This window comes from Thermocrinis jamiesonii, assembly GCF_000702425.1.
Lineage (GTDB): Bacteria > Aquificota > Aquificia > Aquificales > Aquificaceae > Thermocrinis > Thermocrinis jamiesonii.
This window is the reverse complement of the sequence record NZ_JNIE01000004.1, coordinates 117,061-143,171: the sequence shown is the minus strand read 5'-3', so window position 1 is coordinate 143,171 and position 26,111 is coordinate 117,061. Positions and strand designations below refer to the sequence as shown.

At 41.9% G+C, this 26,111-nt stretch carries 32 protein-coding genes, 1 tRNA gene and 1 pseudogene; 18 read left to right on the top strand and 16 right to left on the bottom strand.

The features are described from left to right. Positions 1-48: 48 nt before the first annotated feature. The 6 genes and pseudogenes from K217_RS0104990 to K217_RS0104965 all read right to left on the bottom strand — a co-directional run bounded on the left by K217_RS0104990 (position 49) and on the right by K217_RS0104965 (position 3,227). Positions 49-225 (bottom strand): hypothetical protein, encoded by a 177-nt coding sequence (locus K217_RS0104990; RefSeq protein ID WP_197017594.1) that lies wholly within the window; start codon positions 223-225, stop codon positions 49-51. A gap of 40 nt (positions 226-265) precedes the next feature. After that, positions 266-946: pseudogene (locus K217_RS07495) on the bottom strand (menaquinone biosynthesis family protein). A gap of 14 nt (positions 947-960) precedes the next feature. Further along, a complete protein-coding gene (locus K217_RS0104980; RefSeq protein ID WP_231476995.1) occupies positions 961-1,791 on the bottom strand; it encodes a hypothetical protein in 831 nt (276 codons plus the stop codon). Positions 1,792-2,129: 338 nt separating this feature from the next. Further along, entirely contained in the window at positions 2,130-2,573 is a 444-nt protein-coding gene (locus K217_RS0104975) for a DUF1858 domain-containing protein (protein ID WP_029552031.1), read from the bottom strand. Between the two features lie 4 nt (positions 2,574-2,577). Next, entirely contained in the window at positions 2,578-2,826 is a 249-nt protein-coding gene (locus K217_RS0104970; protein ID WP_029552030.1) for a metal-sulfur cluster assembly factor, read from the bottom strand. A 2-nt stretch (positions 2,827-2,828) separates the two neighbouring features. After that, positions 2,829-3,227, bottom strand: a complete 399-nt coding sequence (locus tag K217_RS0104965) for a hypothetical protein (protein WP_029552029.1) — start codon at positions 3,225-3,227, stop codon at positions 2,829-2,831. 127 nt (positions 3,228-3,354) lie between these two features. Here K217_RS0104965 and purH point away from each other — a divergent pair, with 127 nt between their 5' ends. After that, positions 3,355-4,872: a bifunctional phosphoribosylaminoimidazolecarboxamide formyltransferase/IMP cyclohydrolase gene (gene purH / locus K217_RS0104960; RefSeq protein WP_029552028.1), complete on the top strand. Its 1,518-nt coding sequence runs from the start codon at positions 3,355-3,357 to the stop codon at positions 4,870-4,872. Here purH and purQ read toward each other — a convergent pair. Then, the gene (purQ, locus tag K217_RS0104955; protein ID WP_029552027.1) at positions 4,862-5,545 is read right to left on the bottom strand and encodes a phosphoribosylformylglycinamidine synthase I; all 684 of its coding nucleotides are present in this window, start codon (positions 5,543-5,545) and stop codon (positions 4,862-4,864) included. The genes purH and purQ overlap by 11 nt on opposite strands. Beyond that, positions 5,542-5,757, bottom strand: coding sequence for a phosphoribosylformylglycinamidine synthase subunit PurS (gene purS, locus K217_RS0104950; protein WP_029552026.1), 216 nt, complete (start codon positions 5,755-5,757; stop codon positions 5,542-5,544). The genes purQ and purS overlap by 4 nt, the downstream gene beginning before the upstream one ends. Positions 5,758-5,803: 46 nt before the next feature. Between purS and prfB the strand changes: the two genes are divergently transcribed. From prfB to K217_RS0104920, 6 genes are read left to right on the top strand one after another with little or no spacing between them, the layout of a single operon-like run. Continuing rightward, positions 5,804-6,919, top strand: a complete 1,116-nt coding sequence (prfB, locus tag K217_RS0104945; protein ID WP_029552025.1) for a peptide chain release factor 2 — start codon at positions 5,804-5,806, stop codon at positions 6,917-6,919. Between the two features lie 17 nt (positions 6,920-6,936). Next, a complete protein-coding gene (locus K217_RS0104940) occupies positions 6,937-7,353 on the top strand; it encodes a hypothetical protein (RefSeq protein WP_052178090.1) in 417 nt (138 codons plus the stop codon). Continuing rightward, positions 7,337-7,717: a DUF302 domain-containing protein gene (locus K217_RS0104935; protein WP_029552023.1), complete on the top strand. Its 381-nt coding sequence runs from the start codon at positions 7,337-7,339 to the stop codon at positions 7,715-7,717. The genes K217_RS0104940 and K217_RS0104935 overlap by 17 nt, the downstream gene beginning before the upstream one ends. Then, the gene (gene ribD / locus K217_RS0104930; protein ID WP_029552022.1) at positions 7,717-8,793 is read left to right on the top strand and encodes a bifunctional diaminohydroxyphosphoribosylaminopyrimidine deaminase/5-amino-6-(5-phosphoribosylamino)uracil reductase RibD; all 1,077 of its coding nucleotides are present in this window, start codon (positions 7,717-7,719) and stop codon (positions 8,791-8,793) included. Before K217_RS0104935 ends, ribD begins: the two co-directional genes overlap by 1 nt. Beyond that, positions 8,790-9,683, top strand: a complete 894-nt coding sequence (gene fmt, locus K217_RS0104925) for a methionyl-tRNA formyltransferase (RefSeq protein ID WP_029552021.1) — start codon at positions 8,790-8,792, stop codon at positions 9,681-9,683. The genes ribD and fmt overlap by 4 nt, the downstream gene beginning before the upstream one ends. A gap of 8 nt (positions 9,684-9,691) precedes the next feature. Further along, a complete protein-coding gene (locus tag K217_RS0104920; RefSeq protein WP_029552020.1) occupies positions 9,692-10,735 on the top strand; it encodes a DegT/DnrJ/EryC1/StrS family aminotransferase in 1,044 nt (347 codons plus the stop codon). On the opposite strand, the gene K217_RS0104915 is transcribed toward K217_RS0104920, so the two are convergent. Both K217_RS0104915 and K217_RS0104910 read right to left on the bottom strand, forming a co-directional pair. Next, positions 10,710-11,450 (bottom strand): OmpA/MotB family protein, encoded by a 741-nt coding sequence (locus K217_RS0104915; RefSeq protein WP_038028117.1) that lies wholly within the window; start codon positions 11,448-11,450, stop codon positions 10,710-10,712. The two genes, K217_RS0104920 and K217_RS0104915, sit on opposite strands and share 26 nt — an antisense overlap. Continuing rightward, positions 11,450-12,196, bottom strand: coding sequence for a motility protein A (locus K217_RS0104910; RefSeq protein WP_029552018.1), 747 nt, complete (start codon positions 12,194-12,196; stop codon positions 11,450-11,452). Before K217_RS0104910 ends, K217_RS0104915 begins: the two co-directional genes overlap by 1 nt. 89 nt (positions 12,197-12,285) lie before the next feature. On the opposite strand from K217_RS0104910, the gene K217_RS0104905 reads away from it, so the two are divergent. The 10 genes from K217_RS0104905 to trpA are packed head-to-tail and all read left to right on the top strand — an operon-like array spanning position 12,286 to position 20,449. Further along, a complete protein-coding gene (locus K217_RS0104905) occupies positions 12,286-13,611 on the top strand; it encodes a peptidylprolyl isomerase (RefSeq protein ID WP_029552017.1) in 1,326 nt (441 codons plus the stop codon). 2 nt (positions 13,612-13,613) lie between these two features. Beyond that, positions 13,614-14,393: a citryl-CoA lyase gene (locus K217_RS0104900; protein WP_029552016.1), complete on the top strand. Its 780-nt coding sequence runs from the start codon at positions 13,614-13,616 to the stop codon at positions 14,391-14,393. Positions 14,394-14,426: 33 nt separating this feature from the next. Then, positions 14,427-15,062: a superoxide dismutase gene (locus tag K217_RS0104895; RefSeq protein WP_029552015.1), complete on the top strand. Its 636-nt coding sequence runs from the start codon at positions 14,427-14,429 to the stop codon at positions 15,060-15,062. 32 nt (positions 15,063-15,094) lie between these two features. Continuing rightward, positions 15,095-15,628, top strand: coding sequence for an NTPase (locus K217_RS0104890; protein ID WP_029552014.1), 534 nt, complete (start codon positions 15,095-15,097; stop codon positions 15,626-15,628). A gap of 10 nt (positions 15,629-15,638) precedes the next feature. Beyond that, positions 15,639-16,424: an iron-sulfur cluster-binding protein gene (locus K217_RS0104885; RefSeq protein ID WP_029552013.1), complete on the top strand. Its 786-nt coding sequence runs from the start codon at positions 15,639-15,641 to the stop codon at positions 16,422-16,424. A 3-nt stretch (positions 16,425-16,427) separates the two neighbouring features. Beyond that, positions 16,428-17,591 (top strand): LL-diaminopimelate aminotransferase, encoded by a 1,164-nt coding sequence (locus tag K217_RS0104880; protein ID WP_029552012.1) that lies wholly within the window; start codon positions 16,428-16,430, stop codon positions 17,589-17,591. Beyond that, positions 17,591-18,871, top strand: coding sequence for a PDC sensor domain-containing protein (locus tag K217_RS0104875; RefSeq protein ID WP_029552011.1), 1,281 nt, complete (start codon positions 17,591-17,593; stop codon positions 18,869-18,871). Before K217_RS0104880 ends, K217_RS0104875 begins: the two co-directional genes overlap by 1 nt. A gap of 23 nt (positions 18,872-18,894) precedes the next feature. After that, positions 18,895-19,089 (top strand): CDGSH iron-sulfur domain-containing protein, encoded by a 195-nt coding sequence (locus K217_RS0104870; RefSeq protein WP_029552010.1) that lies wholly within the window; start codon positions 18,895-18,897, stop codon positions 19,087-19,089. Positions 19,090-19,119: 30 nt separating this feature from the next. Further along, a complete protein-coding gene (locus K217_RS0104865) occupies positions 19,120-19,620 on the top strand; it encodes a DUF29 domain-containing protein (protein WP_029552009.1) in 501 nt (166 codons plus the stop codon). Between the two features lie 13 nt (positions 19,621-19,633). Further along, entirely contained in the window at positions 19,634-20,449 is an 816-nt protein-coding gene (gene trpA, locus K217_RS0104860) for a tryptophan synthase subunit alpha (protein ID WP_029552008.1), read from the top strand. Here the strand turns inward: trpA and K217_RS0104855 are convergent. The 5 genes from K217_RS0104855 to K217_RS0104835 all read right to left on the bottom strand — a co-directional run bounded on the left by K217_RS0104855 (position 20,429) and on the right by K217_RS0104835 (position 24,445). Further along, a complete protein-coding gene (locus K217_RS0104855) occupies positions 20,429-20,938 on the bottom strand; it encodes a type II secretion system F family protein (protein ID WP_029552007.1) in 510 nt (169 codons plus the stop codon). The two genes, trpA and K217_RS0104855, sit on opposite strands and share 21 nt — an antisense overlap. An 84-nt stretch (positions 20,939-21,022) precedes the next feature. Then, complete coding sequence (lspA, locus tag K217_RS0104850) at positions 21,023-21,499, bottom strand: signal peptidase II (protein WP_029552006.1); 477 nt, start codon at positions 21,497-21,499, stop codon at positions 21,023-21,025. After that, complete coding sequence (gene purL / locus K217_RS0104845) at positions 21,469-23,697, bottom strand: phosphoribosylformylglycinamidine synthase subunit PurL (RefSeq protein WP_029552005.1); 2,229 nt, start codon at positions 23,695-23,697, stop codon at positions 21,469-21,471. Before purL ends, lspA begins: the two co-directional genes overlap by 31 nt. Positions 23,698-23,707: 10 nt before the next feature. Next, entirely contained in the window at positions 23,708-24,355 is a 648-nt protein-coding gene (queC, locus tag K217_RS0104840) for a 7-cyano-7-deazaguanine synthase QueC (protein WP_029552004.1), read from the bottom strand. 6 nt (positions 24,356-24,361) lie between these two features. Continuing rightward, positions 24,362-24,445, bottom strand: a tRNA-Leu gene (locus tag K217_RS0104835). Between the two features lie 16 nt (positions 24,446-24,461). Here K217_RS0104835 and K217_RS0104830 point away from each other — a divergent pair. Further along, complete coding sequence (locus K217_RS0104830; RefSeq protein WP_029552003.1) at positions 24,462-25,133, top strand: YggS family pyridoxal phosphate-dependent enzyme; 672 nt, start codon at positions 24,462-24,464, stop codon at positions 25,131-25,133. Here the strand turns inward: K217_RS0104830 and pdxA are convergent. Then, on the bottom strand, positions 25,104-26,081 hold the full coding sequence (pdxA, locus tag K217_RS0104825; RefSeq protein ID WP_029552002.1) for a 4-hydroxythreonine-4-phosphate dehydrogenase PdxA: 978 nt from the start codon (positions 26,079-26,081) through the stop codon (positions 25,104-25,106). The genes K217_RS0104830 and pdxA overlap by 30 nt on opposite strands. Between the last annotated feature and the right edge of the window lie 30 nt (positions 26,082-26,111).

Below are 26,111 nucleotides of genomic sequence, written 5' to 3'. Positions count from 1 at the left end.
TGGAAAAATCCCTCATCGGGACGTCCCCCAACTTCTAAGGGAACTAACCTACTTGCCCGCCTTTGCCATATTAGAAAAGTCCCTTACAAAGAACTTCTCCAGCAAAGGCAAGACAAGGGCAGATTGACGGGAGTTGGAATTACTTGGCTCGCTCTGAAGGCTTTTAAGCTTTTTTACATACATCTTAGCTTTTATTATAACCACCTTGAAGGATTTTTTGAACATCCTCAAATCGATTTCCAATTTTTCCATTTATTGTCTAAATTTAACTGACTTCGTCTGAAAATACAACATCGGGTGGTGGAACTTTTATTATACCCTGTTTGTATCCGAGCTCCAAAAGTAGCCTTACTGCCTTTCTGCCATCCTCTCCATAGTCCAGAGTTCTTTGGTTTACATACATACTTACGAATCTACCCAAAGGTAGTGGAAGGCCAGTTTGAGACTTCCACCATTCCCCCAGGTCTACTACTTTTAAAAGTCCTCTTTCTTGATATCCCAACTGTCCTTCGTGTATCACCAGCCCTGCTTTAACTTGTCCAGATAAAACCGCATCAAGGATTTGGTCAAAAGGATAGACTACTGATTCAATCTCTGGCTAGTAAAGCTTTAAGACTAAGTAAGCTGTAGTTAAAAGTCCAGGAACGGCTACTTTTTCTCCCTTCAGGCTTTTTAACTCCTCCTTCGCTACGATCAAAGGTCCATAGCCATCTCCCACACTTCATCCACTTGGAAGGACCAAGTATTTATCGGAGATGTATGGATAGGCATGAAAGGACATTGCAGATAATTCATAGGTACCTTTCATAGCGTACTCGTTTAAGGTTTGAATATCTGTCAGCACGTGTTCTATCTGCAAACCTTCTGTATCTATAATACCAGCGGTTAATGGATAGAACATAAAAGCATCGCCTGCGTCTGGACTGTGGGCTATTCTTATCAGCATGGAAATATAATAAACTAATTGGCTCTAAGCAGAGTTTTTAAGACTAAGGGTGTGATGCGGAAGGTGTAATAACCAAAGGTCAGGAAAAGGAGAAAAGAAAAAAGCTTTTCCATGTAAGGATGGAGAACATTTCCTAACAAAAGCCCAGTTATCATTGGAGGGATAAGAATAAGAAGTCTCTCTGCTACTTTTACATCCAAAATCTGTTTTAGAGTGGGCACCTTTTCTTTTCCCATCTTTGGTGCGTAAAACTTCCACCAAAACAGGAAAGGCAGTATGTGATAAGAGGCACCTACAGTAATCACAGTTAAGAATCCGTAGAGCATACCGTCAGAATGAAGCATGAACAATCCAAAATCCTTGATGCCTGCTATGGAAACGCCAATTAAAAGATAAAACCAGCACAAAAACAACCCCAAAATAAGAAACTTAACCGACACATCAAGCCCTTTTAATGGACTCCTCCTTTGGTTTAGCGTATCATAGACACCATAAGAAAGCACACCCACGGATAAAAGCTGAACAATGCCAGAGTAAGAAAGGTAAGTGTAGTTGGATAGATACCAAGATAGGGAAACTAAGATAGAGCTTGTAGCTTGTATAGCTAAATTTATCCATAGTATATACCTTCTGTCCAAACTCTCTAATTGTAGCATGGGAACAAAAACGTAATAGGAGCCTACTATAACGGGCATAAAATAGCCAACAGTTATAAGGTGCTTTAAAAATAGTCTATTTTCATGATTAACAAAAACACCAGAGAGAAGGTAGAACAAACTGCCGGTTAGGATGAACAGAACGATTGGGTCCTTTAGTTTTTTCGTATTGAAAACTAATAACATCATATGCAAAAAGGGGAGTGTGAAGTAAAACAGGGTATTTATCTTTCCAAAGAGTAAGTAATAGAGAGTATTCCCGATCCACAAAAGCATATAGGCGTAAGTAAAGACCTCCCCTCTGATAGAGTAACCCTGTATTGTGGGATAAAGTTGGAAAATAACACCTGATATTAAGCCGGGGAAGGCATAGAATATAAGAAGGTTGGTGTAGTTTCTCCCAAAAAGCTTAAGAACCAAAGAGAGTAAAAGTAATAAGAAGAAAACATGCACATAAAGAGGAGTAAGCTTCAGTAAAGATGCAGGTCTTATCATTCTCTTATGAGTTTTCTCAGATCTTCTAACATCTAGAGAAACTTTTCATCTGACATCCTTCTTATCCTTTTAGCCTGCCCGAGGGTTACTGTATGGGGTAGTATTTTCCTCAATATGGGATTTTTAAGAGGGGTAAAGCCATATTTTATAAGCACATCAAGAGCCTCCGGAACTCTTTTTAGGAGTTCTCCCACGTTTGTCTCTTCTGTAATCTCAAACTCCAACTCCTTTGCACAGGCAACCTCTTCCTTTTCTAAGGGTTCTGTCTTATCACTGCGCCATATCCTAAGGAGAAAACCTTCTTCTGTTTCTTTTAGCTCATACTCATAACCCATCTCCGAGAGCTTAGGTAAAAGGTGGACGAAAGGTCTTGAACCGAGCACCTCCAAAACTTCACCTTTTTGGAGCTTTTCAAGAGCCTGAACAATTTTTATCATCGGTTGAGGTGGCTCTAAGTCCCTAACATCTAGTCTCATGTTTTTAATCTCCCTCTTTAAATAGATAGTTCTCAAGCTTTACGTCTGCAATATATCCTAAGGAGGCTATTTTGGCTTCCACCGCACGGAGTAGGTATTCTCCCACTGGACAGAAAGGGCTGGTTGGAGTTATGGAAATCTTAACCTTTTCATTTTCTATTTTTATCTCCTTTACCAAACCCATAGACACTATATCCATTCCAGTATGGGGATCTATCACCTCTCTTAGCTTTTCAAACAATTTTTCTTTCATGTTTATCTCCTTTCAAGGTCTCTAAACAATCGGTGGCATCCCATACAACCCTGCAACATCCAATTGAACTTTTCGTAAGCTTCATCTTTTTTCCCTTCCCTCATAAGCTTGGTGATCTCCTCTGCAGAACCATGGACCTGTCTTTCAAAGGTTGGCATTGCCCTTAGAAACTCGGCCCTTTTCGAGGGATCTATGTATTGAATGGGCCCTCCCTTTGGCATTGGATGGCGAGCAATCTCCTCAGCACCACGAACTACTAGCTCATCGTTGTTTAAGAGAAAACCTTGAAGGATCCTTAAAGTAGCACTGTTAACTATTTGCATCACCTGTCTAAAAGTAAGCTCTTCTTGGGCGTGGGATATGGTAAGAAGAAAGGCGAAAAACATAAAAACTTTCAACATTTTTCTTACCTCCAAAAGACAAATGTATGACTAAGAGAGAGGAAGAGATATGATAGTAATCATTTACATACCCATGTTAACTGAGGTAAAAGACAGGTGATTACGCAAACCCTTATAATAACTACTTATGAAAGCTATTATTTCAGTGTATTACAAAGAAGGAGTAGAGGAGTTAGCCCATGCCTTGAAAGAAGCTGGATACGAGCTTGTATCTTCCGGAGGCACAGCTGATTACTTAAGAAGGAAGGGATTAGAAGTTGTAGAGGTGGAAGACATCACGAAGTTTCCGGAAATCTTTGACGGTAGGGTAAAAACTCTGCATCCTGTTATACACGGTGGCATACTTATGAGAGATTGGGTGGAAAAGGACAAGGAAGATGCCAACAGGCTCGGCATAGAACCAATAGGTGCGGTAGTTGTAAATCTATACCCCTTTGAAGAAAAGTTTTTTGAGGGTTTGGAAGAGAGGGAGCTTATGGAGTTTATAGATGTGGGCGGACCAGCCCTTCTTAGGGCTTCTGCAAAAAACTTCTACAGGGTTTTGGTGGTTTGCGACCCAGAGGACTACGGATGGGTTGCCCAAAAGCTAAAGGAAGGAAGTATTAGCCTAAAAGACAGAAAATACTTAGCCCTAAAGGCTTTTTCTATGACTGCATACTACGACAGTTTAATCTCAAGGGCACTTTCTGACCTTTTTGAAATAGATGGAATATTTCCAAAATTTGCCATTCCGGTGAAATCTCTCGGAGAGTTAAGATACGGAGAAAACCCACACCAAAGAGCTTGGCTTTTGGAGAATCCCTTAGAGGGCTTGGGCATAACTAAAGCCAAGGTCCTTCATGGAAAGGAGATGTCCTATAACAACTATTTAGATGCGGACTCTTCCTTTAAGCTCGTGTCTCAGTTTCAGGAGCCAGCCTGTGCTATTGTAAAGCACAACAATCCTTGCGGAGTAGCCCTTGGTAAAAGTCCAGCGGAAGCCTTCTTGAGAGCCAAAGAAAGCGATCCAGAATCTGCCTTTGGTGGCATAGTTGCCTTTAACTGTCCTGTGGACTTAGAGACTGCAAAGCTGTTAAAGGAACTTTTCCTTGAGGTAATTCTTGCACCTGAGTATGAAGAGAAGGCTATGGAAGTTCTAAAGATCAAGAAAAATCTAAGGATCATTCAATTCTTTGGTTTGTCTCACTATTGGGACATTAAAAAGGTCAGCGGTGGGTATTTACTTCAGGAAGAAGACACCGTAGATTATCAAAAGTTTGAAGTGGTAAGTCAAAGAAAGCCAACGCCTGAGGAGGTAAAGGACCTAATTTTTGCTTTTAAAGTTTGCAAGTATGCAAAGTCAAACGCTGTGGTTATTGCAAAAGACGGTAGAACCATTGGCATTGGCACAGGCAATACGTCAAGGGTTGATAGCTTAAGGTGTGCTATTCAGAAGGCTAAGAGGTTTGGCTTTGATTTGAATGGTGCGGTAATGGCTTCCGAAGCCTTTTTGCCTTTTAGCGACAGCGTGGAACTATGCGCAGAGGTGGGCATATCTGCCATCATACAACCTGGTGGTTCCATAAGGGACAAGGAGGTAATACAGGCTTGCGATAGGCATGGAATAGCCCTTGTTTTTACGGGGACAAGACACTTTAGGCACTAACTAAAGAATACCAAAGTAAAAGCCCGTCATGATATCCTAAAAGGTCCTCACAAGCTCTTTCCGGATGGGGCATAAGCCCAAAGACGTTAAATTCTTTGTTGCAAATTCCTGCAATGTTTCCCACAGAACCGTTTGGGTTGGCATCTTGACTTACCGTGCCGTCTTCTTGGCAGTATCTAAAAAGCACCTGACCTCTCCTTTCCATTTCCCTCAGCTCTTCTTCTGGAACATAATACCTGCCTTCTGCGTGAGCTATTGGAAGTCTTATAACATCTCCTTTTTCTAGCTTTTTCGTAAAAGGTGTGGAATTGTTTTCTACTCTCAAAAACACGTCTTTGCAAACAAACCTTAAATTTTCGTTTTTTAGAAGAGCTCCTGGCAAGAGGTGAAGCTCGGTTAAGATCTGAAAACCATTGCAAATGCCAACCACAAGCCCACCCCTTTGAGAAAAATCTACGATAGCCTTTGCCAGAGGAGTTTTACTCGCCAACGCACCAGCCCTGAGGTAGTCCCCAAAGGAAAAACCACCGGGCAAAACTACGCAATCTACGTTTTCTATCTTCGTCTCCCTGTAATCCAAAAATCTTACATCCACACCAACCACATCCCTGAGCACATAGTAGGTATCATAATCGCAATTAGAACCCGGGAATACACAAACGCCAAACCTCATTCTATCACATACTCTTCTATGAGTGGGTTATAAAGAAACTTTTCTACGATCTCCTTAACCTGGGAAGGGTCTTCCACATCCAGCTCAATTATTTTACCCACCCTAACCTCTTTTACCTTGTAGCCGTTGTCTTCCAGCACCTCTTTTACAGCTCTACCTTCTGGGTCCAAAAGTCCCCTTTTTGGAACAACCAAAACCCTAAGCTTCGCCATCTGTCTTTTTTAATTATACCCGAAACCGATATTATATTTATTTTTTATGATGTTAGAGTTAAAGGAAAAACTGCAGGACTTAAAAGATAGGTTTGAGGATGTAAAACACGGTTTGGACCCAGATAATCTTGAAAGGGAGTTACAGGAAATAGACAAAACTATGGCCTCTGGGGACTTTTGGAGCGATCCAGAAAAAGCGAAAAATTTGACGCAAAGAAGAAAATGGCTTGAAGACAATCTAAAAACCCTAAGGGAATTAGAAAAAACTCTCAAAGACGTTGAAGAGTTTATGGAAATAGTTTCGGATGAAGATCTTGACAGCTTGCAAATGATAGAGGAGGAGCTAAGAAATGCGGAAAAGCTAATTGAAAGCATGGAGATTAAGGTTTTCCTTTCTGGAGAAATGGACGAAAAGAATGCCTACCTTACCGTGCAAGCTGGTGCGGGTGGAACAGAAGCGTGCGACTGGGCTGAAATGCTTTTTAGGATGTACAGAAGGTGGGCGGAGAAAAGGGGCTATGAGGTAGAGATCATAGACTATCAGCCTGACGATGTAGCAGGCATAAAGAGTGCTACCATGCTTATAAAAGGACCATACGCTTACGGTTATTTGAAAGGGGAAAGTGGAGTTCACAGACTTGTGCGCATTTCTCCCTTTGACGCCAACGCCAGAAGGCACACATCCTTTGCCTCAGTGTCTGTAGTCCCTCAGATAGACCAAACTATAAACATAGAGATAAGGGAAGAGGATTTGGAGATGGAAACCTTTAGAGCCAGCGGAGCAGGTGGCCAGTACGTAAATAAGACAGATACCGCAGTTAGAATAAGGCACAAACCAACCGGTATCGTGGTCACCTGCCAACAAGAAAGGTCTCAGTATCAAAACAGAATGAAGGCTTTGGAGCTTTTGAAGGCTAAACTCTATCAGTTGGAACTTCAGAAGCTGGAAGAAAAAAGGAGGGCTTTGGAAGGTGAGAAAACTGAGATAGGTTGGGGATACCAGATAAGGTCCTATGTATTTCAACCCTACCAAATGGTAAAGGATCTAAGGACAGGCTTAGAGGTAGGTGATGTGCAAAGGGTAATGGACGGGGACATAGACCCGTTTATAGAAGAATACCTAAGGTGGAGGGCAAAACAATCCGCATCCAGCAAGGGTTAATACTTAAACTTTTACTTTTGAGCATTAGCTTTGGTGCGGAGGTCTGCATAAAACAGCTTAACAATCCTTTTCCTGAACCATACCTAACCCATGCGTTGAGAAATACGGTAGAGAGGGCTTTTTTGCAAGCAGGAGCAAAACTTGGTTGTAAAGAGGGCACTCAAGAGGTGAATGTGGCGGTTTTGGAATTAAAGGAAAATCCCGCAGGCATCTCTCCTTCTCAAAGGGTAAATGTTTATGAACTGAACCTTTCCTTTAAGCTCAAATTTAAAGGTGAAGAAAAAAACTACGGTGCGAAAGTTTCTTACTCTCTTCCCTCCGGTGCGGAAGGGGATATTGGCAGACGTTTTGCAATAGACGACGCTTTGAATATAATTTATCCTAAGCTTTTAGAAGACCTTAGGAGGAGGTATAAGCATGTTGATAAACTTTGAAACAGAGAAAAGTGTGCAAGAGGTAAGACAGGCTATAGAAGAGAAGGCTAAGGCAAAGGGCTTTGGCGTTATGTCTGTGCATGAAGTTTCTAACATTCTAAAAAACAAAGGTGTGCCTATAGACTACGAGTGCATAATAGTGGAAGTTTGCTCTCCAAAGCACGCAAGCCAGGTGCTGTCAAAAAACGCCTTCATATCCACCGCCATGCCCTGTAGAATTGCTATCTTTCAAAGGGACAACAAAACAGTAGTTAGCACCATAGCACCTACTGCAATGCTTGACATGTATAACGAACCAGAATTAAAACCAGTGGCGGAGGAAGTAGAAAAGCTAATGAAAGAAATTATGGAAGAATCCCTTTGATGGATGATGCTTACTTTATGGGATTGGCCTTAGAGCTGGCCAAAGAAAGGAAGGGCTTAACACACCCAAACCCAACCGTTGGATGTGTGATAGTCAAAGATGGCAAGATTATAGCCAAAGCCAATCATGAAAGGGCTGGAATGCCTCATGCTGAGGCTAAGGCTCTTGCGATCGCAGGAGATTCTGCAAAGGGCTCTACCCTTTACGTTACCTTAGAGCCTTGCGTCCATTACGGACGCACTCCACCTTGCACAGACGCCATCATCAAGGCAGGGGTTAAAAGAGTGGTTATAGCTGTCTTGGACCCAAACCCGTTGGTTTCCGGAAAAGGAGTAGAACGCCTAAGGCAGGCAGGGATAGAGGTTAAGGTAGGTGTCTTAGAAGACCAAGCCAAAAGGATAAACGAAGACTTTTTTACCTACATCACCCAAAAAAGACCTTACGTAACTTTGAAGTTTGCCCAAAGCTTGGATGGTTCCTTAGCAACAAAGGACTACCAAAGCAAGTGGATAAGCTCAGAAGAAAGCAGAAACTACGCCCACAAACTGCGCGCTGAAGCCTCTGCGGTGCTTGTTGGAATAAACACAGTCCTTAGGGACAACCCTAAGCTTACGGTGCGAGCCTTTAAGTGGGAAAAAAATCCGCTTAGAATAGTGTTGGATCCAAAATTAAAGATCCCGATGGACTGCAATCTTATAAAAGACAAAGAAGCAAAGACTATCGTTATAACCGCTGTGGAAGACAAAGAAAAGATCCAAGCTTTAGAAGAGGAAGGAGTGGAAGTTCTACTGGCAGAGCACGAAAACGGTCTGCTCAACCTTAAAGAAGTTTTAAGAGAACTTTACTTTAAAGAAGTAATGCATCTGTTGGTGGAGGGAGGAGCCAAGACTTTAACAAGTTTTTTAGAAAATAGACTTTTTGACAGGCTATGCGTCTTTGTGGCACCCATCATCCTTGGAGAGGGAGTAAGAATAGGAGACCTTGGTATAAGAAAGGTAGAGGATGGCATAAAGCTAAGGCTCAGGGAACTGAAGACCTTTCAACAAGACGTTTTCTTGGAATTTGTAAAAGAATGAACATAGTCTTTATGGGAACCCCTACTTTTGCTTTGCCAAGCCTGATGGAACTTACAAAACACTTTACGGTCAAGGCGGTTATAACTCAACCAGACAAACCCTCCGGCAGAGGACAAAAGCTTACACCCCCACCCGTAAAGCTCTTTGCCTTAGAAATAGGTATAGATTGCTTTCAACCAAAGAGTAAAACAGAACTCTATCAACTCTTAGAGAGCTTAAAGCCTGATTGTGTGGTGGTTGTTGCCTACGGCAGGTTGCTAACAAAGGACATGCTTCAAATTCCAAAATTTGGATGCATAAACCTTCATGCGTCTTTGCTTCCCAAGTATAGGGGAGCTTCTCCTATTCAGAGGAGTCTTTTGGCTGGAGATAAGTGGGCTGGCAATTCGGTAATGCTTATGGACGAAGGAATGGACACCGGACCCATACTCTCAAGGCAGATAGTAAAGATAGAACCAGAGGACAATTACCAAACCCTTTCAGAAAAACTCTCTAAGATAGGTGCATTTTTGCTTGTGGAAACTCTAAAGCTTTGGTTTAAGGGAGAAATCAAGCCAAAGCCTCAAAAAGGTAATCCTACCTATGCACCACCCGTAATAAAGGAGGAGCTAAAAGTTTGCTGGAAGGCACAGGCCCAAAGTGTGATAAACAGGGTGAGGGCATTTTTCCCAGAGGCCTACTGTTTAACTCCAAAGGGAGAGAGGTTAAAGATCCTAAGAGCCAAACTTGCGGATGGTGTGGGAGAGGCAGGAGAAATAATAGACAAAAAAAGACTCGTAGTTGCCTGTGGAGAGGGTGCAGTGGAAATCTTAGAACTCATAAATCAAAAAGGTAAAAGAGTTTCTGGAGAAGAATTTATAAGAGGTTACAGGGAGGGTTTTCTCTTATAATTTAACTAATGATAAACATAATAGAGCCAAGATTTTTTGAAGAAGAAAAACAAGCGATAGTTCAAATACTTGAAAGCCACAAGATAACAAGAGGCGAATGGACCAAGTTTTTTGAAGAGTCCTTTGCTAAGTATTTAGGTGTTAAGTATGCCTTTACAGTTTGCTCTGGCACTGTAGCCCTGTTTATAGCCCTAAAAGCTTTGAAGGTTGAGGGGGAAAGGGTAATAGTCCCAGCCATGAGCTTTATGGCAACCATAGATGCGGTTTATTTGGCGGGTGGTATTCCCATAGTGGTAGATGTGGATGAATATTACACAATGGACCCAAATCAACTGGAGGATGCGGTAAAAAGATACAACCCAAAGGTGGTTATTCCTGTCCATCTTTATGGCCAGCCTGCAGACATGCAGGCAATAAACTACCTTTCTGAAAAGTATGGCTTTGTTGTTCTTGAAGACGCTGCCCAAGCCCATGGAGCGGAATTCTTTGGAAAAAAGGTCGGAAGCTTAGGACATTTATCTGCCTTTAGCTTTTACGCTTCAAAAAATGTTCCCATGGGAGAGGGAGGAGTTATAGCAACAAACGATGATAAGATCGCTAAGGAAGTAAAGAAGTGGATAGATTTTGGCGAGCATCCTGCTTTTAACGTCAGAATAACAGAATTTCAAGCTGCCATCGGCGCCATACAACTCAAGCACTTGGACGAAAGAAACAGAAGAAGAAGGGAGATAGCCAAAAGGTATTCAGAAAGCATAAACTCAAGCTTTATACATCCAACGGAAAGGGAAGGTGCCTATCATGTGTATCACCTTTATACTCTGAGGCACAAAGAGAGGGATAGGATAATATCTTTGCTCAAAGAAAACGGGATAGACGCAAGGGTGTATTATAGCTATCTTCTCAGTGAGTTAAGAGGTGCAGAGCATCTTCCACTTACCAACGCTGAGAGGTTTAAAAAAGAAGTCTTTTCCATACCAGTCCATCCATACTTAACAGAAGAAGAGGTAGAGAAAATAATCCATAGTCTTAAGGCTGTTGAGGTGTTTGTTTAGTAAGCTCTGCACCTTTTATGTTAAGAATTACTATCTCCACCCTTCTGTTTTGAGCTCTACCCTCCGGTGTGGCGTTTGATGCTATAGGCCTTGTGTCCGCATAACCAGAAGCCTTCAGCCTTTCCGGGGCTATGCCTCTGGCTATAAAGTATCTAACTATGGAGGAAGCCCTTGAAACCGATAACTCCCAGTTGGACGGAAACTTTTCCGTGGATATGGGTATGCTGTCCGTATGACCTTCAACCTCCACCGGATTTGGTAGGTCTTTTATTATTTCGTATATTTTGTCCAAAACGGGATACATCTCTTGCCTTATATCTGCGCTCCCAGAAGCAAACAGTATCTTCTCTTGTAGTATCAGCCTTATTCCTATTACCTCATAGGCTACCTTAAACTCACCTTCCAGACCCATGCGTTTTAACATTTCCTCAAGTTCTCTTATCTGCCTCTGTATTCTTCTGCCTTTTTCGGTTAGCTCGCTTTTTGGCACTACGGGCTGAGGTAATATTTGCTTGGGTAAAGTTTCTTGAAAGGGGACCAATCGCATGCCAAAGGCCTTTGCAAAGGCCTGCGCATATTCCAATGCTGCCTGCTTTCCAGCTTGAGCCATTGCAAAAAGGGCTATAAACAAACACAGAAGAAGGGTAAGAAAATCAGCGTAAGGAATAGCCCATCTTTCAGATACTTCTTCTGGACACTTTTTCTTCTTTGCCACTACTTAACCTCCACAAAGGAGTTAAGCCTTTCTTCTATAAGCCTTGGATTTTCTCCTTTAAGCATCATTCTACACGCATCAACGATCATATACATTCTCAGTATTTCTTCTTTTGATTTGATTTTTATCTTTTTTGCTATTGGACCAAAGATCAAATAGGAAAAAGTTATACCGTAGACAGTAGCTACAAAGGCTGAAGATATACCGTAAGCTAACTCTTGTGCGTTATCTAAGCTCTTTAAAGCTTTCATAAGACCAAAGACCGCCCCCACAAGACCAAAGGTAGGCGCGCTTTCCGCAGAATTTTTCCAATACTCAACCGCTATTTCATAATCCTCTTCTTTTTTAGCTATCTCCGCTTCCAGACTTTCAACAAAAACGTTCTCTTCTACGCCCAACACCATCAAATCTATGGCCCTTTTTAAGAAAGGATCAGTTATTTCTTCTGCTTTTGTTTCTAAGGATAGCATTCCTTCCTTCCTTACAAGATTGGCAAGCTCTACCAATTGATTCTTAGTTTCTAAAAGTTCGTTGCTACCACCTTTGAAAGCTATTTTTAGTCCGTGTATTATTAGAGAAAACTTAGAAATTGGCACTGTTACCAAGCTTGCAAAAAGAGTAGTAGGCACAACTATTACAAAGGCGGCAGGCTGTATAAGAAACAGTATGCTTGCACCCTTAAGAACTGCACCTATTAGAAGGGCTACCAAACCACCTACTATTCCTATTACAGTAAGTAAGTCCATAACTAAGAATAGTATATCGCCCAATATACAAACTTGTTTAGTAACCTAAAAGACTCCTTCCAGGCTGATTTCTGTTAAACTTTTTAGAGATGTATTCTTACATCCATAAAAACAAAAAGTTTGTGGTAGGTGTAATTGGTTTTGTTTCCATAGCCTTTCTGTTATGGCTATTTTTGACAGGAGATGTAGCCAACATTTTTAGAATTGGTCAGAGATGTGTGGCTGAGGTAGATGGTTCTTGTATTACCCTGAGGGATTACAGACGAGAGCTTTTAAGATACGGCGATTTTCTGCAAAACAAGGATATGGAGAATATCATAAAGGACCAGGTGTTAGAAAGCTTGATAGTTCAAGAGATTCTTTACAAGAAGGCTAAAGAGTTAGGCTTTGTGGCAAGCGACCAAGAGGTTGTAGAAGTCATAAAGTCTGACCCAAGCTTTCAAGAAAACGGTGTGTTTAGCAATTCAAAATACAAGGAAAGCCTATCCAGACTCGGCTTAGAGCCTGTGGAATACGAAGAATACATAAGGAAACTGCTTAGCATACAAAAACTTTTAGCTTTGGTAGGAAACGGTGCATACCTAACCCCTAAGGAAGAAGACATAAACCTTTTGCCCCAAAGCATCAACATAAGCGGTAAGCTCTACCTTGTAACACCAGACAGACTTCAGATAGAAATTAAGCAAGAAGAAATACTTGATTTTTATGCAAAAAATAAAGAGATGTTTAAAAAAGAGCCAAGTAAGGTTGTAAGAATTTGGAAGGAGAAGGAAAAACAAAAAGCAAGCGAGATTTACCAGGCCTTAAGTAATGGGAAAGAAGTGGAAAACTTCCAAGAGATTGTTCTGCCTCAAAAGAGAGAAGAACTACCCGAAGAACTTAGGGTAGAAATAGACAAACTGAACCAAAATAACAGACTTGGCATAGTAAAGGTTGGAGATGAGTATGTGGTGATCTTTCTTGTAAAAGAAGAGCAAGGACAGTACAAAAGTTTGGAAGAGGTAAAAGAGGAAATAAAAAACATTCTAAGGGAAAGCAAAGCTTCTGAACAGATAAAGCCTATTGCAGAAAAGGTAAGGGAGGATTTAAAGCAAAACAGAGCGGTTTCTTACAAATACATTGAATTTTCCCAAACATCCGCTTCTCAACTCATGTCCGTATTGAGACTGGAGGAAAACGAGCTGTTCAATATCTTGCTATCTGATGAAAAGGTGTTCGGTCCCTATCCTTTGCTAAAAGGTTATGGCATCTTAGTCGTTGAAAGAAAGGAGCAAGTAAGCATGGACAATCAACAAAGAAAGAGCATGCTTGAAGACATATATTCCCTAAAAAGAGACACTATGATAAACTACTACGTTCAGAAGCTGAGGGAAAGGGCTAAGGTAAAGATGAATAAAGAACTTATAGGAGGTTGAGTATGGAGAAAAAGTGGAGGACTGCCATAACTCAGCATGTAGGGCATGAAACCTACATAAGGGGCTATAGGCTTTTAGACATGGTGGGGAACCTAAGCTTTGCTCAAGCTATCTACTTAATACTCAAGGGGGAACTGCCAAACGACAAAGAATCTAAGATGATGGAAGCTATGCTGGTATCTGTTATAGACCACGGCACAGCTCCTCCTTCGGCTATTGCCGCAAGGGCTGTTGCTTCCGGTGGAAATTCTTTAAACGTAGGAGTAGCCGCTGGAGTGCTTGCCTTCGGCAGTGCCCATGGGGGCGCATTAGAAGATGCTATGAAGTTCATACAAGAAGGAGTAAAAAGTGGTAAAGCGGTGGAAGAGATAGTAAGGGAATACTTGGAAAGCAAAAAGCCCATACCGGGCTATGGACATAGATATTACAAGGAATTTGATCCCAGAACCAAAAGGCTTATGGACATTGCAAAAGACCTTGGCTTTTATGGACCTCACTGTAAGTTTGCAGAAGAGGTAGCGGATGAAATAGAAAGACAAAAGGGAAAGAGGTTGGTATTGAACGTAGACGGTGCTATAGCGGCAATAGCCTCGGAGATGGGTTTTGACTGGAGGCTTGGAAAGGGCTTTTTCATAATAGGTAGAGTTCCGGGCTTGGTAGCTCACGTGTATGAGGAGCTAACTATGGAAAAGCCATTCTCAAAGAGGTTAGACGAAGAAAAGGAAGTAGAATACATCGGAGTGCCACCAAGAGAATTACCACCTGAGTTTAAAAAGGTTTAAAATAGTAATAAATCTTAAAAAGGAGGTAATATCATGGCAGTGCATAAACTTCAGCCTAAGGACCACTTAAAGCCCTCAAACCTAAAGGGCATATCCAACGACCAAATAGAGCCTCACTTTGAGGCACACTACAAGGGTTATGTTACCAAATACAACGAGATCCAAGAAAAGTTAGCAGACCTTAATTTTTCAGACAGGTCAAAGGCTAATCAGAACTACTCTGAGTTTAGGGAGTTAAAGGTGGAAGAGACCTTCAACTACATGGGCGTGGTCCTTCATGAGCTTTACTTTGGACATTTAGGAGCTAAAGGTCAGCCTTCGGAAGCCTTTAAGAAAAAGGTGGAAGAGGACTTTGGTTCTTGGGATGCCTGTGTTCAGGAACTAAAGGCTACTGGCATAGCCTTCAGAGGATGGGCAGTACTTGGTTTGGATATCTTTTCTGGAAGGCTTGTGATAAATGGCTTGGATGCCCACAACGTGTATAACTACACTGGACTTATACCCCTGATAGTCTTAGACACCTATGAGCATGCTTACTACGTCGATTACAAGAACAAAAGACCACCTTACATTGACGCCTTCTTGGAAAACATAAACTGGGATGTGGTGAATGAAAGGTTTGAAAAAGCAATGAAAGCTTACGAAGCACTAAAGGACTTTATAAAGTAAAATATCTTTCTGGGGGCTTTTGCCCCCACATTATGAAGATACTTCTAACAGGTGAGCCCGGCATAGGAAAAACTACGCTAATAAAAAAACTGCTTCAGAAACTTGGAAAGAAAGTGAGAGGATTTTGGACAGAAGAGATAAGGGACAAAAATACTAAAAAGAGAATAGGCTTTAAGGTTATAAATACTGAAGGGCAGGAAACAGTTTTCGCCAGCAAATATTTTACTTCTAAGCACTTAGTAGGTTCTTACGGTGTTAATGTCTCCAGGTTTGACTCAGTGGCCATTCCTATATTGGAGAAGGCTATAAGAGAGAAAGACATTTATATAGTGATAGATGAAGTGGGTAAGATGGAGCTCTTTTCTCAACGATTTAGAGAGCTTGTTAGAGAAATATTCTTTAATCCAAAGTATAAGGTTATAGCAACTATACCAATAAGAGATGTGCATCCATTGGTCAAAGAGATAAGAAGATTGCCAGGAGCGGTTCTTTTGGAAGTTAATAAAGAAAACAGAGACTATTTAGCTGAGGAAGTTATAAAACTGCTAAACGCAAATGGTTTATAATCTTCACTCTATGTATCCTATAACAGAAAAGCAAGTCCTAAGGGAAGATTACCTTCTAATAAAGGTAAGAGCAAATCATCTCAAAGGTGCTAAAGCGGGACAGTATGCGCTCATTCAGTATAAAGAGCTTTCGGAACCTTTACCTCTTTCCATATTGGACGTAGAGGGGGAGGAAGCTATCTTTTTGGTAAAAACTGTAGGAAGGTCAACCTTAGAGCTAAAGGAAGAGGCGGAAAGCCTTTCTTACGTTGCAGGACCTCTTGGAGTCCCCTTTCCTGTAAAGCACTACGGAAAGGTAGTTTTCATCACGAAAGATTGGGGTGTTTCTCCTGCCTTCAACTTAGCAAAGCATTTAAAGAAAGAAAACAACCAACTTGAGCTTTACCACATATCAGAGGACGGCTTTTTGCCAATAAAGGAAAGGTTGGAGTCCGTGTTTGATAAGGTAGAAGTTTGGGATAGGATAGGACACATAGATGCGGACCTTTTGGTTTCCGCAGGAAGCAATAAACTTTCAAGAGAGGTTCAACTTATTAATCAAGGAACACAACACATAGCTATGGTAAATACGCACATACTGGACGGGGTCGGCCTTTGTTTAGTCTGTAGGGTGTTGGTAGATGGTCAGGTAAAGCTTGCATGCACCGATGGTCCTTGGTTTTTTGCGGACAAAGTGGATTGGGATAACTTGATAAGCAGGGAAGATTTATTTTTAGAGCAAGAAAAATTAGCCTTGGAAGAGTATAAAAAAATCTTAAGAAGGAAAGAGTTAAGAAAAACTTCTGCGGAGGTGTAAGGTATGTTTGAGTTCTCTCAAAGAATAGCCCAGCTTCCACCTTACCTTTTTGCCCAGATAGACAAAAAGAAGAAAGAAAAGCTTGATCAGGGTGCGGATGTAATAGACTTAGGGGTGGGAGACCCAGACATTCCCACACCAAAACCCATTGTGGAAGCTATGAAAAGAGCGGTAGAAAAACCAGAAAACCATAGGTATCCTTCCTACGAGGGTATGCTTTCTTTCCGTCAGGCGGTGGCCGATTGGTATAAGAAAAGGTTTGGAGTAGATTTGGACCCTCAAAAGGAAGTGATAGCTCTCATAGGCTCAAAGGAAGGAATTGCCCATTTTCCCTTAGCCTTTATAAATCCGGGAGACGTGGTCCTATGTCCGGATCCAGCCTATCCCGTTTACAAAATAGGCACGCTTCTTGCGGGCGGAGAACCTTACGTATTACCTTTGAAAGAAGAAAACGGTTTTCTTCCAGACTTTAGGAGTGTGCCAAAGGATGTTCTCAAAAGAGCTAAGATCATATGGGTAAATTATCCCAACAATCCAACCTCTGCAAAAGCAACGAAGGAGTTTTACAAAGAGTTAATAGAGTGGGCTAAGGAAAATAGGATAATAGTTGCCTCTGATCTGGCATACTCGGAGATATACTTTGGAGAAGAAAAACCTCCATCCATACTGGAGATAGAAGGGGCAAAAGAAGTTGCCATAGAGTTCCATTCCCTTTCAAAGACTTACAACATGACCGGATGGCGTATTGGTATGGCAGTTGGAAACGAAAAGCTGATAGCAGGTTTGGGCAAGATAAAGACCAACGTAGATTCTGGACAGTTTCAGGCTATTCAAGAAGCAGCTATTACTGCACTGAACTTGCCCGAGCAAGAGCTGCAAAGCATAAGGGACTTATACAGAGAAAGAAGGAAAGTTATGGTGGAGGCTCTTGAGCGAGCAGGTCTTGAAGTATACCCTTCTGATGCTACCTTCTACCTTTGGGTAAAGGTTCCAAAGGGTTATAGCTCTGCTCAGTTTGTGGAGCGCTTGTTAGAAGAGTGCGCCATAGTCTGCACACCGGGCAACGGTTTTGGAGAACACGGGGAAGGCTACTTTAGAATATCCCTAACCGTTAGCACAGAAAGGCTTTTGGAAGCTTCGGAAAGAATAAAGAAGCTTAAGCTGTAATGAGGGAAGTAGAGCTTTCAGAAATTGCTACCTATGTGCCAACCATAGAGTATGACTTTTCCATAAAGGAAGCTCTCAAAGTTTTTGATGAATACGGTATATACGACATACTGGTGGTAGTTAAGGACAAAAAGCCCATAGGTTTGGTTTCAAAAAAGGATCTTTTAATGGCTCAGCATAGATCTGACCTAAAGGTTGGAGACATAGCTTATTCCTTGCCTAAGGTTAAAAGCTTTAGGTCCTCTTTGGACAAGCTGGGAGGTCTGTTTGACTTTTTTACCTTTAGCAAAAAACCGCTCGTGGTGGTAAATAAGGATGGGACTTACGCAGGTCTTCTTTTTTACCATGTGCTTTTGCACTACTTTAGCAACGTCAAAGAAACAGTCTATCCTATCTTCCAAAAGCTGAGAAAATACTTTGGTGAAGGGGGCTATTTCTACAGCTTCCAACTAAAGGAAGCCAAGAGGTTCAAAGAACAGATGGGCACTGCAAGGTTAGAAAGCCTTTACAAACTTCTTTTGGAAAACGTAAAGGACCAGATTGAGGAGGGAGATGCCTTTCTTTCAATAGAAGAAGGAGAGGTTTATGCCCTTTCCCACACGCGCGTAGAAGAAAACAAGATCAAGCTAATCATGGAGGAGTTTCACAAAGAATTTTCTCTTCTTTATGCGGAAGCCAAACCTGTGCATATACTTGGCTTTTGTGTGGAGCTAAAAAACGTGAAAAACTACGAAGAATTTTTCAGCGTGATTGCCGAACTTAAAGGAAGGTTAAGGTCCGTATCAGACATTTCCTTTTTTATATACCACGGCATACAGCCCTCCGTTGTGGTATGCGAATACAGAGGGAAGGAGTACATAAACAGGGTAGTGGAAAAGATAAAGGAGGACTTTTCCCAGATAGTCTGGAAGATAAGGCATACAGAAAAGGAAATGTGGGAACATACCCTTTACGAGATGTTTAAAACGTATCCCTACTTTGAAATTTTTTACATAATCAGCGAAAAAGGTATACAAATATCAAACAACGTTATAAATCCAAGAATAAGGTATCCTGTAAAGACGGGCAGAAAAGGGGCAGATAGAACAGAAAAACCCTACTACAAACTGGCAAAAGAAGGCGAAATATACATATCTGACATATACATATCCCAAGCTACCGACGATTTTTGTATAACGCTTTCCTCCAAATTCAGATATGGAGACAAAGCATACATACTTGCAGGGGACATAAACTACACAGAAGTGCACAAGCTTGTAAAGAGCTATTCTGTTGTATAAATTTTTACTGAGGAGGTATTTCTATGGCAAGACTTGTTGTATTTACGGAGAACGGCCCTTATAAGTTAGAAGTTGGAGAAGAGACGTATTACATATGCATGTGCGGTCTGTCCAACAAAAAACCTTTCTGCGATGGCTCGCACAAAAAGACAAAGGATGAGGAAAAAGGAAAACTCTATATTTACGACCAAAACGGAAGGGTAGAGGTACAAATTTAACCAGGATAAAAACCAAGAAAGAGGTCCAAGATGCTTCAAAAAACAAACTGGAAAGAGCTTTACGAAAAAGACTTTTACCTTTGGGTTATGGAGAACCTAAGGCTTTTGAAGGAGAGGCGCTACGAAGAAGTGGATTGGGAGAACCTTTTGGAGGAAATAGAGGACATGGGAAGAAGTGAGCTAAGAAGCGTGATAAGTTACATCTCCATAATCCTTGAACACCTTTACAAGTTAGAAAACTTCAAGGTCAGCCAAGAGATGGAAAACAGTTGGATAAAAAGCACAATAAACGCAAGACTTGAACTAAGTAGGCTTTATAGAAAAAACCCATCTTTGGTAAAAAAATCCGAAGAAGAGCTTCAAGAAGCATGGGAAGATGCGGTCAAAAGCTTAATCGGTTGGTTTAAATATCCAGAAAACAAAACCTTAGCAAAACAGTTTTTTGGTGGAATACCCACTGAGAAGGATTTCCCAGATAAATGTCCATACACCTTTGAACAGGTGCTTGAGTATGAACCTTGGATAGAATAAACTTTAATGTGCTATGGAAAACGGTAGGGAAAGGTTGATACAAAAGCTAAGAGACTTACAAAAAAGCGGTGCAAAGGCTTTGGTTTCTTACCTTATGGTGGGCTATCCCACCTTTGAGGATTCTTTGGAAGCCTTTAGAGTTGTCCTCCAAGAAGGCACGGATATTTTGGAGATAGGCTTTCCCTTTTCTGACCCTGTGGCGGATGGTCCTACAATTCAAAGGGCTCACGAGGTAGCCCTAAGCAATGGCATAAAATCTAAGGACGTTTTTAGGGCTTCAAGTCTTTTGAAAGAAGAGTTCAAAGAGGTGCCCTTTCTTCTTATGACTTACTACAATCCCATATTTAGGATTGGACTTGAGAGGTTTGTAAAGCTTGCGAAGGATAACGGCATAGATGGTTTTATCGTGCCGGACCTTCCGCCGGAAGAGTGCGAAGAGTTAAAAAAGGTGTGCGAAAAGGAATCTATGGCTTTGGTGCTGTTGGCTTCTCCTACAAGCACGGAAAAAAGGCTCAAGCTTATATGTCAATACACAGATGATCTAACTTACTTTGTTTCTTTAACTGGAACCACAGGAGAAAGGGAAAAACTGCCCTTGGAAAGGCTAAGGGAAAATCTAAGTCTTTACAGAAGAGTATGTCAAAAGCCTGTGGTGGTTGGGTTTGGAGTGTCAAAGGGAGAGCAGGCAAGGGAAATTGCCAAAATGTCTGACGGTGTGGTGGTTGGAAGTGCTCTTGTTAAACTCTGCGGAGAAAGAAGGTTTGAGGAATTGGCAGAAAAGGTGAGAGAGCTAAAAGAAAGCATGCTATTACCTTCTTACTCCTCCTGATATTTCAGAGATTGGCAAGATCACGCTTAGCACCACAAAGGCTACGAGAATACCTATAACCAGCATGGCAATAGGCTCAGCCAACCTTAGCCAAAGGTTTATAACCCTCATGGCTTGCTGGTCATAGACCCTTTCCAAAAGGGAAAGGGACCTTTCCAGCTCTCCGCTCTTTTCGCCCACCGCCAGAAGACTAACAAAGAGTGGAGGGAAAACTTCTTTGGACCTTAGAACTTCCGAAAGGCTTCTGCCCTTTGCTACTTGCTCCGGCAAATCTTCCAACTTTTTTCTGATATATTCGTTGGTTATACTGCCTATGCTCAAAGAGAGGGCTCTGACCATAGGTATGCCAGAAAAGAGAGCCATCCTCAGACTTCCCGCAAACCTTGAAAGCTGAAAGTAAAAGGAAACTTTTCCAAATATGGGGATCTTCAAAAAGTATCTGTCTAAGTTCTCCTTGCTTATTAACCTTCTTCTGAGGAACAAAAGCACAAGGGCAAAGGGTAAAAGGTAAAAGGCATAGCCAAGAAGGTTTGAAAAGAAAAGCAGAATTTTTGTTATTAAAGACTGAAACTTTCATTCCTTCTTCCTGAACACCTCCCTTAGCAAAAACAGAACCAATCCTGTTGATACCATAGCATCCGCTAAGTTGAAGGCTGGATAAGAAAACTTTCCGTAAGAGAGGTATATAAAATCTCTAACCTCGCCAAGGATTAGTCTGTCGTAAAAGTTTCCAAGCGCACCACCACCTATGGCACCCATAGACAAAGATACAAGCCAATCTCTACTCTTGACTGTGTAGAAAAAAGTAAAAACTATCACAATGGGTGGTACCCCGAGCAATATTGGTATCCTTAACCAATCTGGAACGTCAGAAAGCAGTCCAAAGGCAACACCCTTGTTATAAACAAGCACCAGCTTTAGAAATGGCAGAACTTGAATATCTTCCTTTATAAACGATTCAGCCAAATGTTTCGTAAATAGGTCCAAAAGGAAAACAGTAGAAAGAAAAGCCAAGTATATCAAAGCGTGTTGGTTAAGTATTCTCTCCATACCCTTTCTAAGTCCTCGACCTTTTCCTTTAAGATTAGCTCTTCATAGATCTTTATAGAAAGCTCTGGTTCTTCCTTTACCTTTCCCAAAAGCATCCAGTCTAAGCCAGCCTCTTCTACAGCGTTCTTTAAGAGTTCTTCTTTGCCCTTTTCTACGCTTACTATGACCCTCGTTGGGCTTTCTGAAAAGAAAAATCTATCAAGCCTTTCCTCTGTGTATATATTAAGCTCAAGGCCAAGCCCAGTTCCAAAGGCGCATTCTAGCAGAGCTATCAAAAGTCCTCCTGTGGATACGTCGTGGGCAGAAAGGACAACATGTTCCTCTATGAGTTTTATAAGCACTTCTTGCAAAGCTTTTTCTTTCCTTAGATCCACCGCTGGCACATCCCCTGCGACCAATCCATGAACCACCTTCAGGTATTCGCTTCCACCCAAGCTGAGCTTTCTTCTTAGGTCTCCTATCAAAAAGATCAAACTGCCTGCCTTTTCAAACCTGTGGGATACAAAAGTCTTTCCTTCAATGTAGCCTACCGCAACCACTATAGGTGTGGGATATACGTTTCTTATCTCTTTACTTTCTACAGTTTCGTTATAGAGAGATACATTTCCGCTAACTACTGGCACACCAAAATACTTACAAGCGTCAGCCATTCCGCTTACTGCCTTTTCCAACTGCCACATAATTTCCGGTCTTTCTGGATTTCCAAAGTTTAAGCAGTCAGTTATTCCTAAGGGTTTTGCGCCAACGCAGGCAAGGTTTCTGAGAACTTCCGCAATTATGTATTTACCCCCTTCGTAAGGGTTCAGAAAGACCATCCTACCGTTTCCTTCACAGCTCAAAGCTATAAGTTTTTCACTTTTTAGCTCAGGATAGACTACCCACTTGACCCTTAAAATGGCACTGTCTGCCCCAGGCACCAAGACTGTATTGGTTCCCACCTGATAATCATACTGACTGTATATCCACTCCTTTGAGCACACGTTGGGAGAAGACAAAAGCTTGTAAAGGGCATCCCTTAAGTCTGCTTCCTTTAGCTCATCCTCGTTGAAAGCTCTCAAGTCCTTTATGTAATCCGGTTCCCTGCTTGGCCTTTGATAGATGGGTGCCTCTTCGGTTATCAAGCTTACCGGAAGTTCCGCTACAAGCTCTCCATTAAAGTAAGCTCTAAAAATGCCATCTTCTGTCAATCTTCCCACCACCTCCCCTTCTAAGTGAAACTCTTTGGCTAACTCTCTAAGCCTTTCCACCTTTTCTTCTTCTACCACCAAAAGCATTCTCTCCTGACTTTCTGAAAGGAGTATTTCGTAAGGTGTCATACCTTGCTCTCTGAGGGGGACCTTTTCCAGATATAGCTCTACACCCATTTTGGACTTGCTGGCAAGCTCTGAAGATGCACCTGCCAAACCAGCAGCGCCTAAGTCCTGCATACCAACAATAAGACCCTCCTCTACTATCCTCATTATTGCCTCTATCAGCTTTTTTCCAAAGTATGGGTCTCCTACTTGGACGTTTGGTCTTTTGCTTTCCGTGTCCTCTCCAAACTCACCTGAAGCCATAACCGCTCCGTGAATGCCGTCTCTACCTGTAGAAGAGCCTATAAGAAAAAGCAGTTGGCCTGGCTTTGTGCCTCTTGCCCTAAGCATTCTGCCCGCAGGTATAATTCCAAGACAGAAGGCATTCACAAGCGGGTTCGTTTTATAACACTCTTCAAAAAAGGTTTCCCCACCCACCGTGGGAACACCTATGGAGTTCCCATAATGAGAAATGCCTTTTACCACTCCTTTGACTATATACCTTGTCTTTGCGTCCAACGGAAAACCAAAGCGCAAAGAGTCCATCAAAGCAATAGGACGGGCACCCATTGAAAGAATGTCCCTTATTATTCCTCCCACACCTGTTGCGGAACCGTTGAAAGGCTCTATAAAAGAGGGATGGTTGTGGCTTTCTATCTTAAAGGCAAGCCAGACCTGATCGTCAAGCTTAACCACACCTGCGTTTTCTCCCGGTCCTTGAATAACATGCTCCCCTTGCGTAGGAAAGAGTTTTAAAAGTCTCTTTGAAGACTTGTAAGAGCAGTGTTCTGACCAAAGAGCTCCCAAAACGCCGAGCTCTAAGTGATTGGGCTTTCTACCGAGCCTTTCAACTATCCTCTCATATTCTTCTTTAGAAAGTCCGTGAAGTTCGTATGCTTCAACCACCAAGATGTTATTATAACAGAATGCTTTTTAGAGCTTCTTCTCTTTGCCTGCAGGTAGCACACTCTCCGCAGGGAGGCTCAGTTCCCCTGTAGCAGGAATAAGTCTTCTCAAAGGGAACGCCCAAGGACACACCCAAACTGACAATATCCCTTTTTGTCATACCCAAAAAGGGTGCATAAACTTTAAGCCTTACCTTCCTTTTTGCGCTTAAAGTGGAACCACAGGTCAATGCACTCTCTGCAGCACTTATAAACTCTGGCCTACAGTCTGGATAGGGAGAGTCCAAAGAATGAACCGCAATGCCTATGGTGTCAATCTCGTAAGCATCTGCATAAGCTCCCGCTATGGCTAAAAAGATCAAGTTTCTCATAGGGACGGTGGTTATGGGTGGAGTGTCCTTGTGGTATTCTTCGGAGGGAACCTCCGGACCACCTTCCAAAAGGGCTGAGCCTTTTATCCCTTTAAGGGAGGGCAATTCCACTATTATGTGTTCTACCCCTGCTATTTTTGCAAGCTCTTTTGCATACTTTAGCTCAACTTTGTGTTTTTGTCCATAATCGAAGGAAAGGGCCAAAACCCTTTCGTATTCCCTTTTTGAAAGCCAGAGTAAAACTGCGCTGTCTATTCCACCAGAGAGTAGGACTATTATGCTTTTCATTTTTTATGCCGGAGGAGGGACTCGAACCCCCACGCCCTTGCGGGCAGGAGATTTTGAGTCTCCCGCGTCTGCCAGTTCCGCCACTCCGGCTAATTATAATTATAATGTGGTTTGCCAAAACGTTCAAAGGATAGAAGAGCGAATCCTTCAAGCTTGCCAAAGGTCCGGAAGAAGCAGAGAGGAAATAATCCTTCTTGGAGCATCCAAGTATGCAGACGCAGAAAAGATAAGACAGGCTTATCAATGTGGTGTTAAGGTCTTTGGAGAAAGCAGGGCACAGGACTTTTTAAAGAAACTGGAACTTCTAAAAGACTTACCCATAGATTGGCACTTCATAGGCAGACTTCAAACAAACAAAGTCAAATACATCATAGACAAAGTTTCCCTTATCCATTCGGTGGATAGACCTAACCTTGCGGAGGAAATAAACAAGAGGGCAGAAAAAATACAAAAGGTCCAAGACGTGCTTATAGAAGTTAATGTGGGTGGTGAGGAAACAAAGGGTGGAGTAAGCCCAGAAGAGCTAAAAAATCTCTTTGAATACTGTCTAAACCTAAAAAACATAAGGGTTTTGGGACTTATGGCCATACCACCTTACGAAGAAGACCCAGAAAAGGTAAGACCTTACTTTATAAAGCTGAGAAAGCTTAAGGAGATGTTGGAAAAAGACTACGGGATTAAACTTCCACACCTTTCCATGGGTATGTCAAATGATTTTGAAGTAGCTGTAGAAGAGGGAGCTACCATTTTAAGGATTGGCTCTGCCCTGTTTTCTTAGTTTGGCAAGCTCTTCGCAAAGCCTTAGGGCGTGTAAGGAAGGAGAAAGGTCTGCTATCCCTTTCCAGGCTATGTCGTAGGCGGTTCCGTGATCTGGAGAGGTGCGAGGGATAGGAATGCCAAGTGTCATATTAACTCCATCTTTAAAAGCCAAAAGCTTAAAGGGTATAAGCCCTTGGTCGTGATACATACACAAAAACACATCACAGCTTTTGCTTAAAAAGGCAGAATCTGGAGACAAAGGTCCCTCCACTTTGTAACCTTCCGATCTTAACTCCTCTATTGCAGGAAGGATCTCCTTAACTTCTTCCTCTCCTATAAGCCCACCTTCTCCCGCATGGGGGTTCAAGCCAAGTATTCCAACGGAAGGCTCATAACCAAACCATTTTTCATACTCCTTAGCTATAAGCTTTACCTTACTGACAATGTTTTGTTTTGTAACCTTTTCTATGGCTTCCTTCAAAGAAAGGTGGGTTGAAAGCAGGCACACTTTTAACTTTTCCGAATACATCAGCATGGCGTAGTCTTTGATACCAAAGGCCTGAGCTAAAAATTCAGTTTGACCTTCAAAAGAAAACCCCGCTAACTTAGCCCAAAACTTGCTTATAGGCATAGTAAGAAGACCATCTATCTTTCCATAAACCGCATCTACTGCTATCCTTCCCAAGTAAGCTACCGCCACCTTTCCGGAGGTAAAAGAAGGCTCAGGTTTCTCCACTTCGGAGATGTTTAGATCAACGATATAAACGCCGGGTTTTTCAACCTCCTCAGGAGTATTTATCAGGTTCGCTTCAAAGCTTTTACCCAATTCCCTTGCACAGGCTCTTAGTATTTTTTCTTCTCCATATATGATGTAAGCCTTTTCTTTATCAAAGTGTTCGCTTAGTTTAATTATGAGCTCCGGCCCTACACCTGCGGGGTCTCCGATGGTTATGCCTATTTTAAGCATCTATTAAAACTATGTAATATAATAACTTAT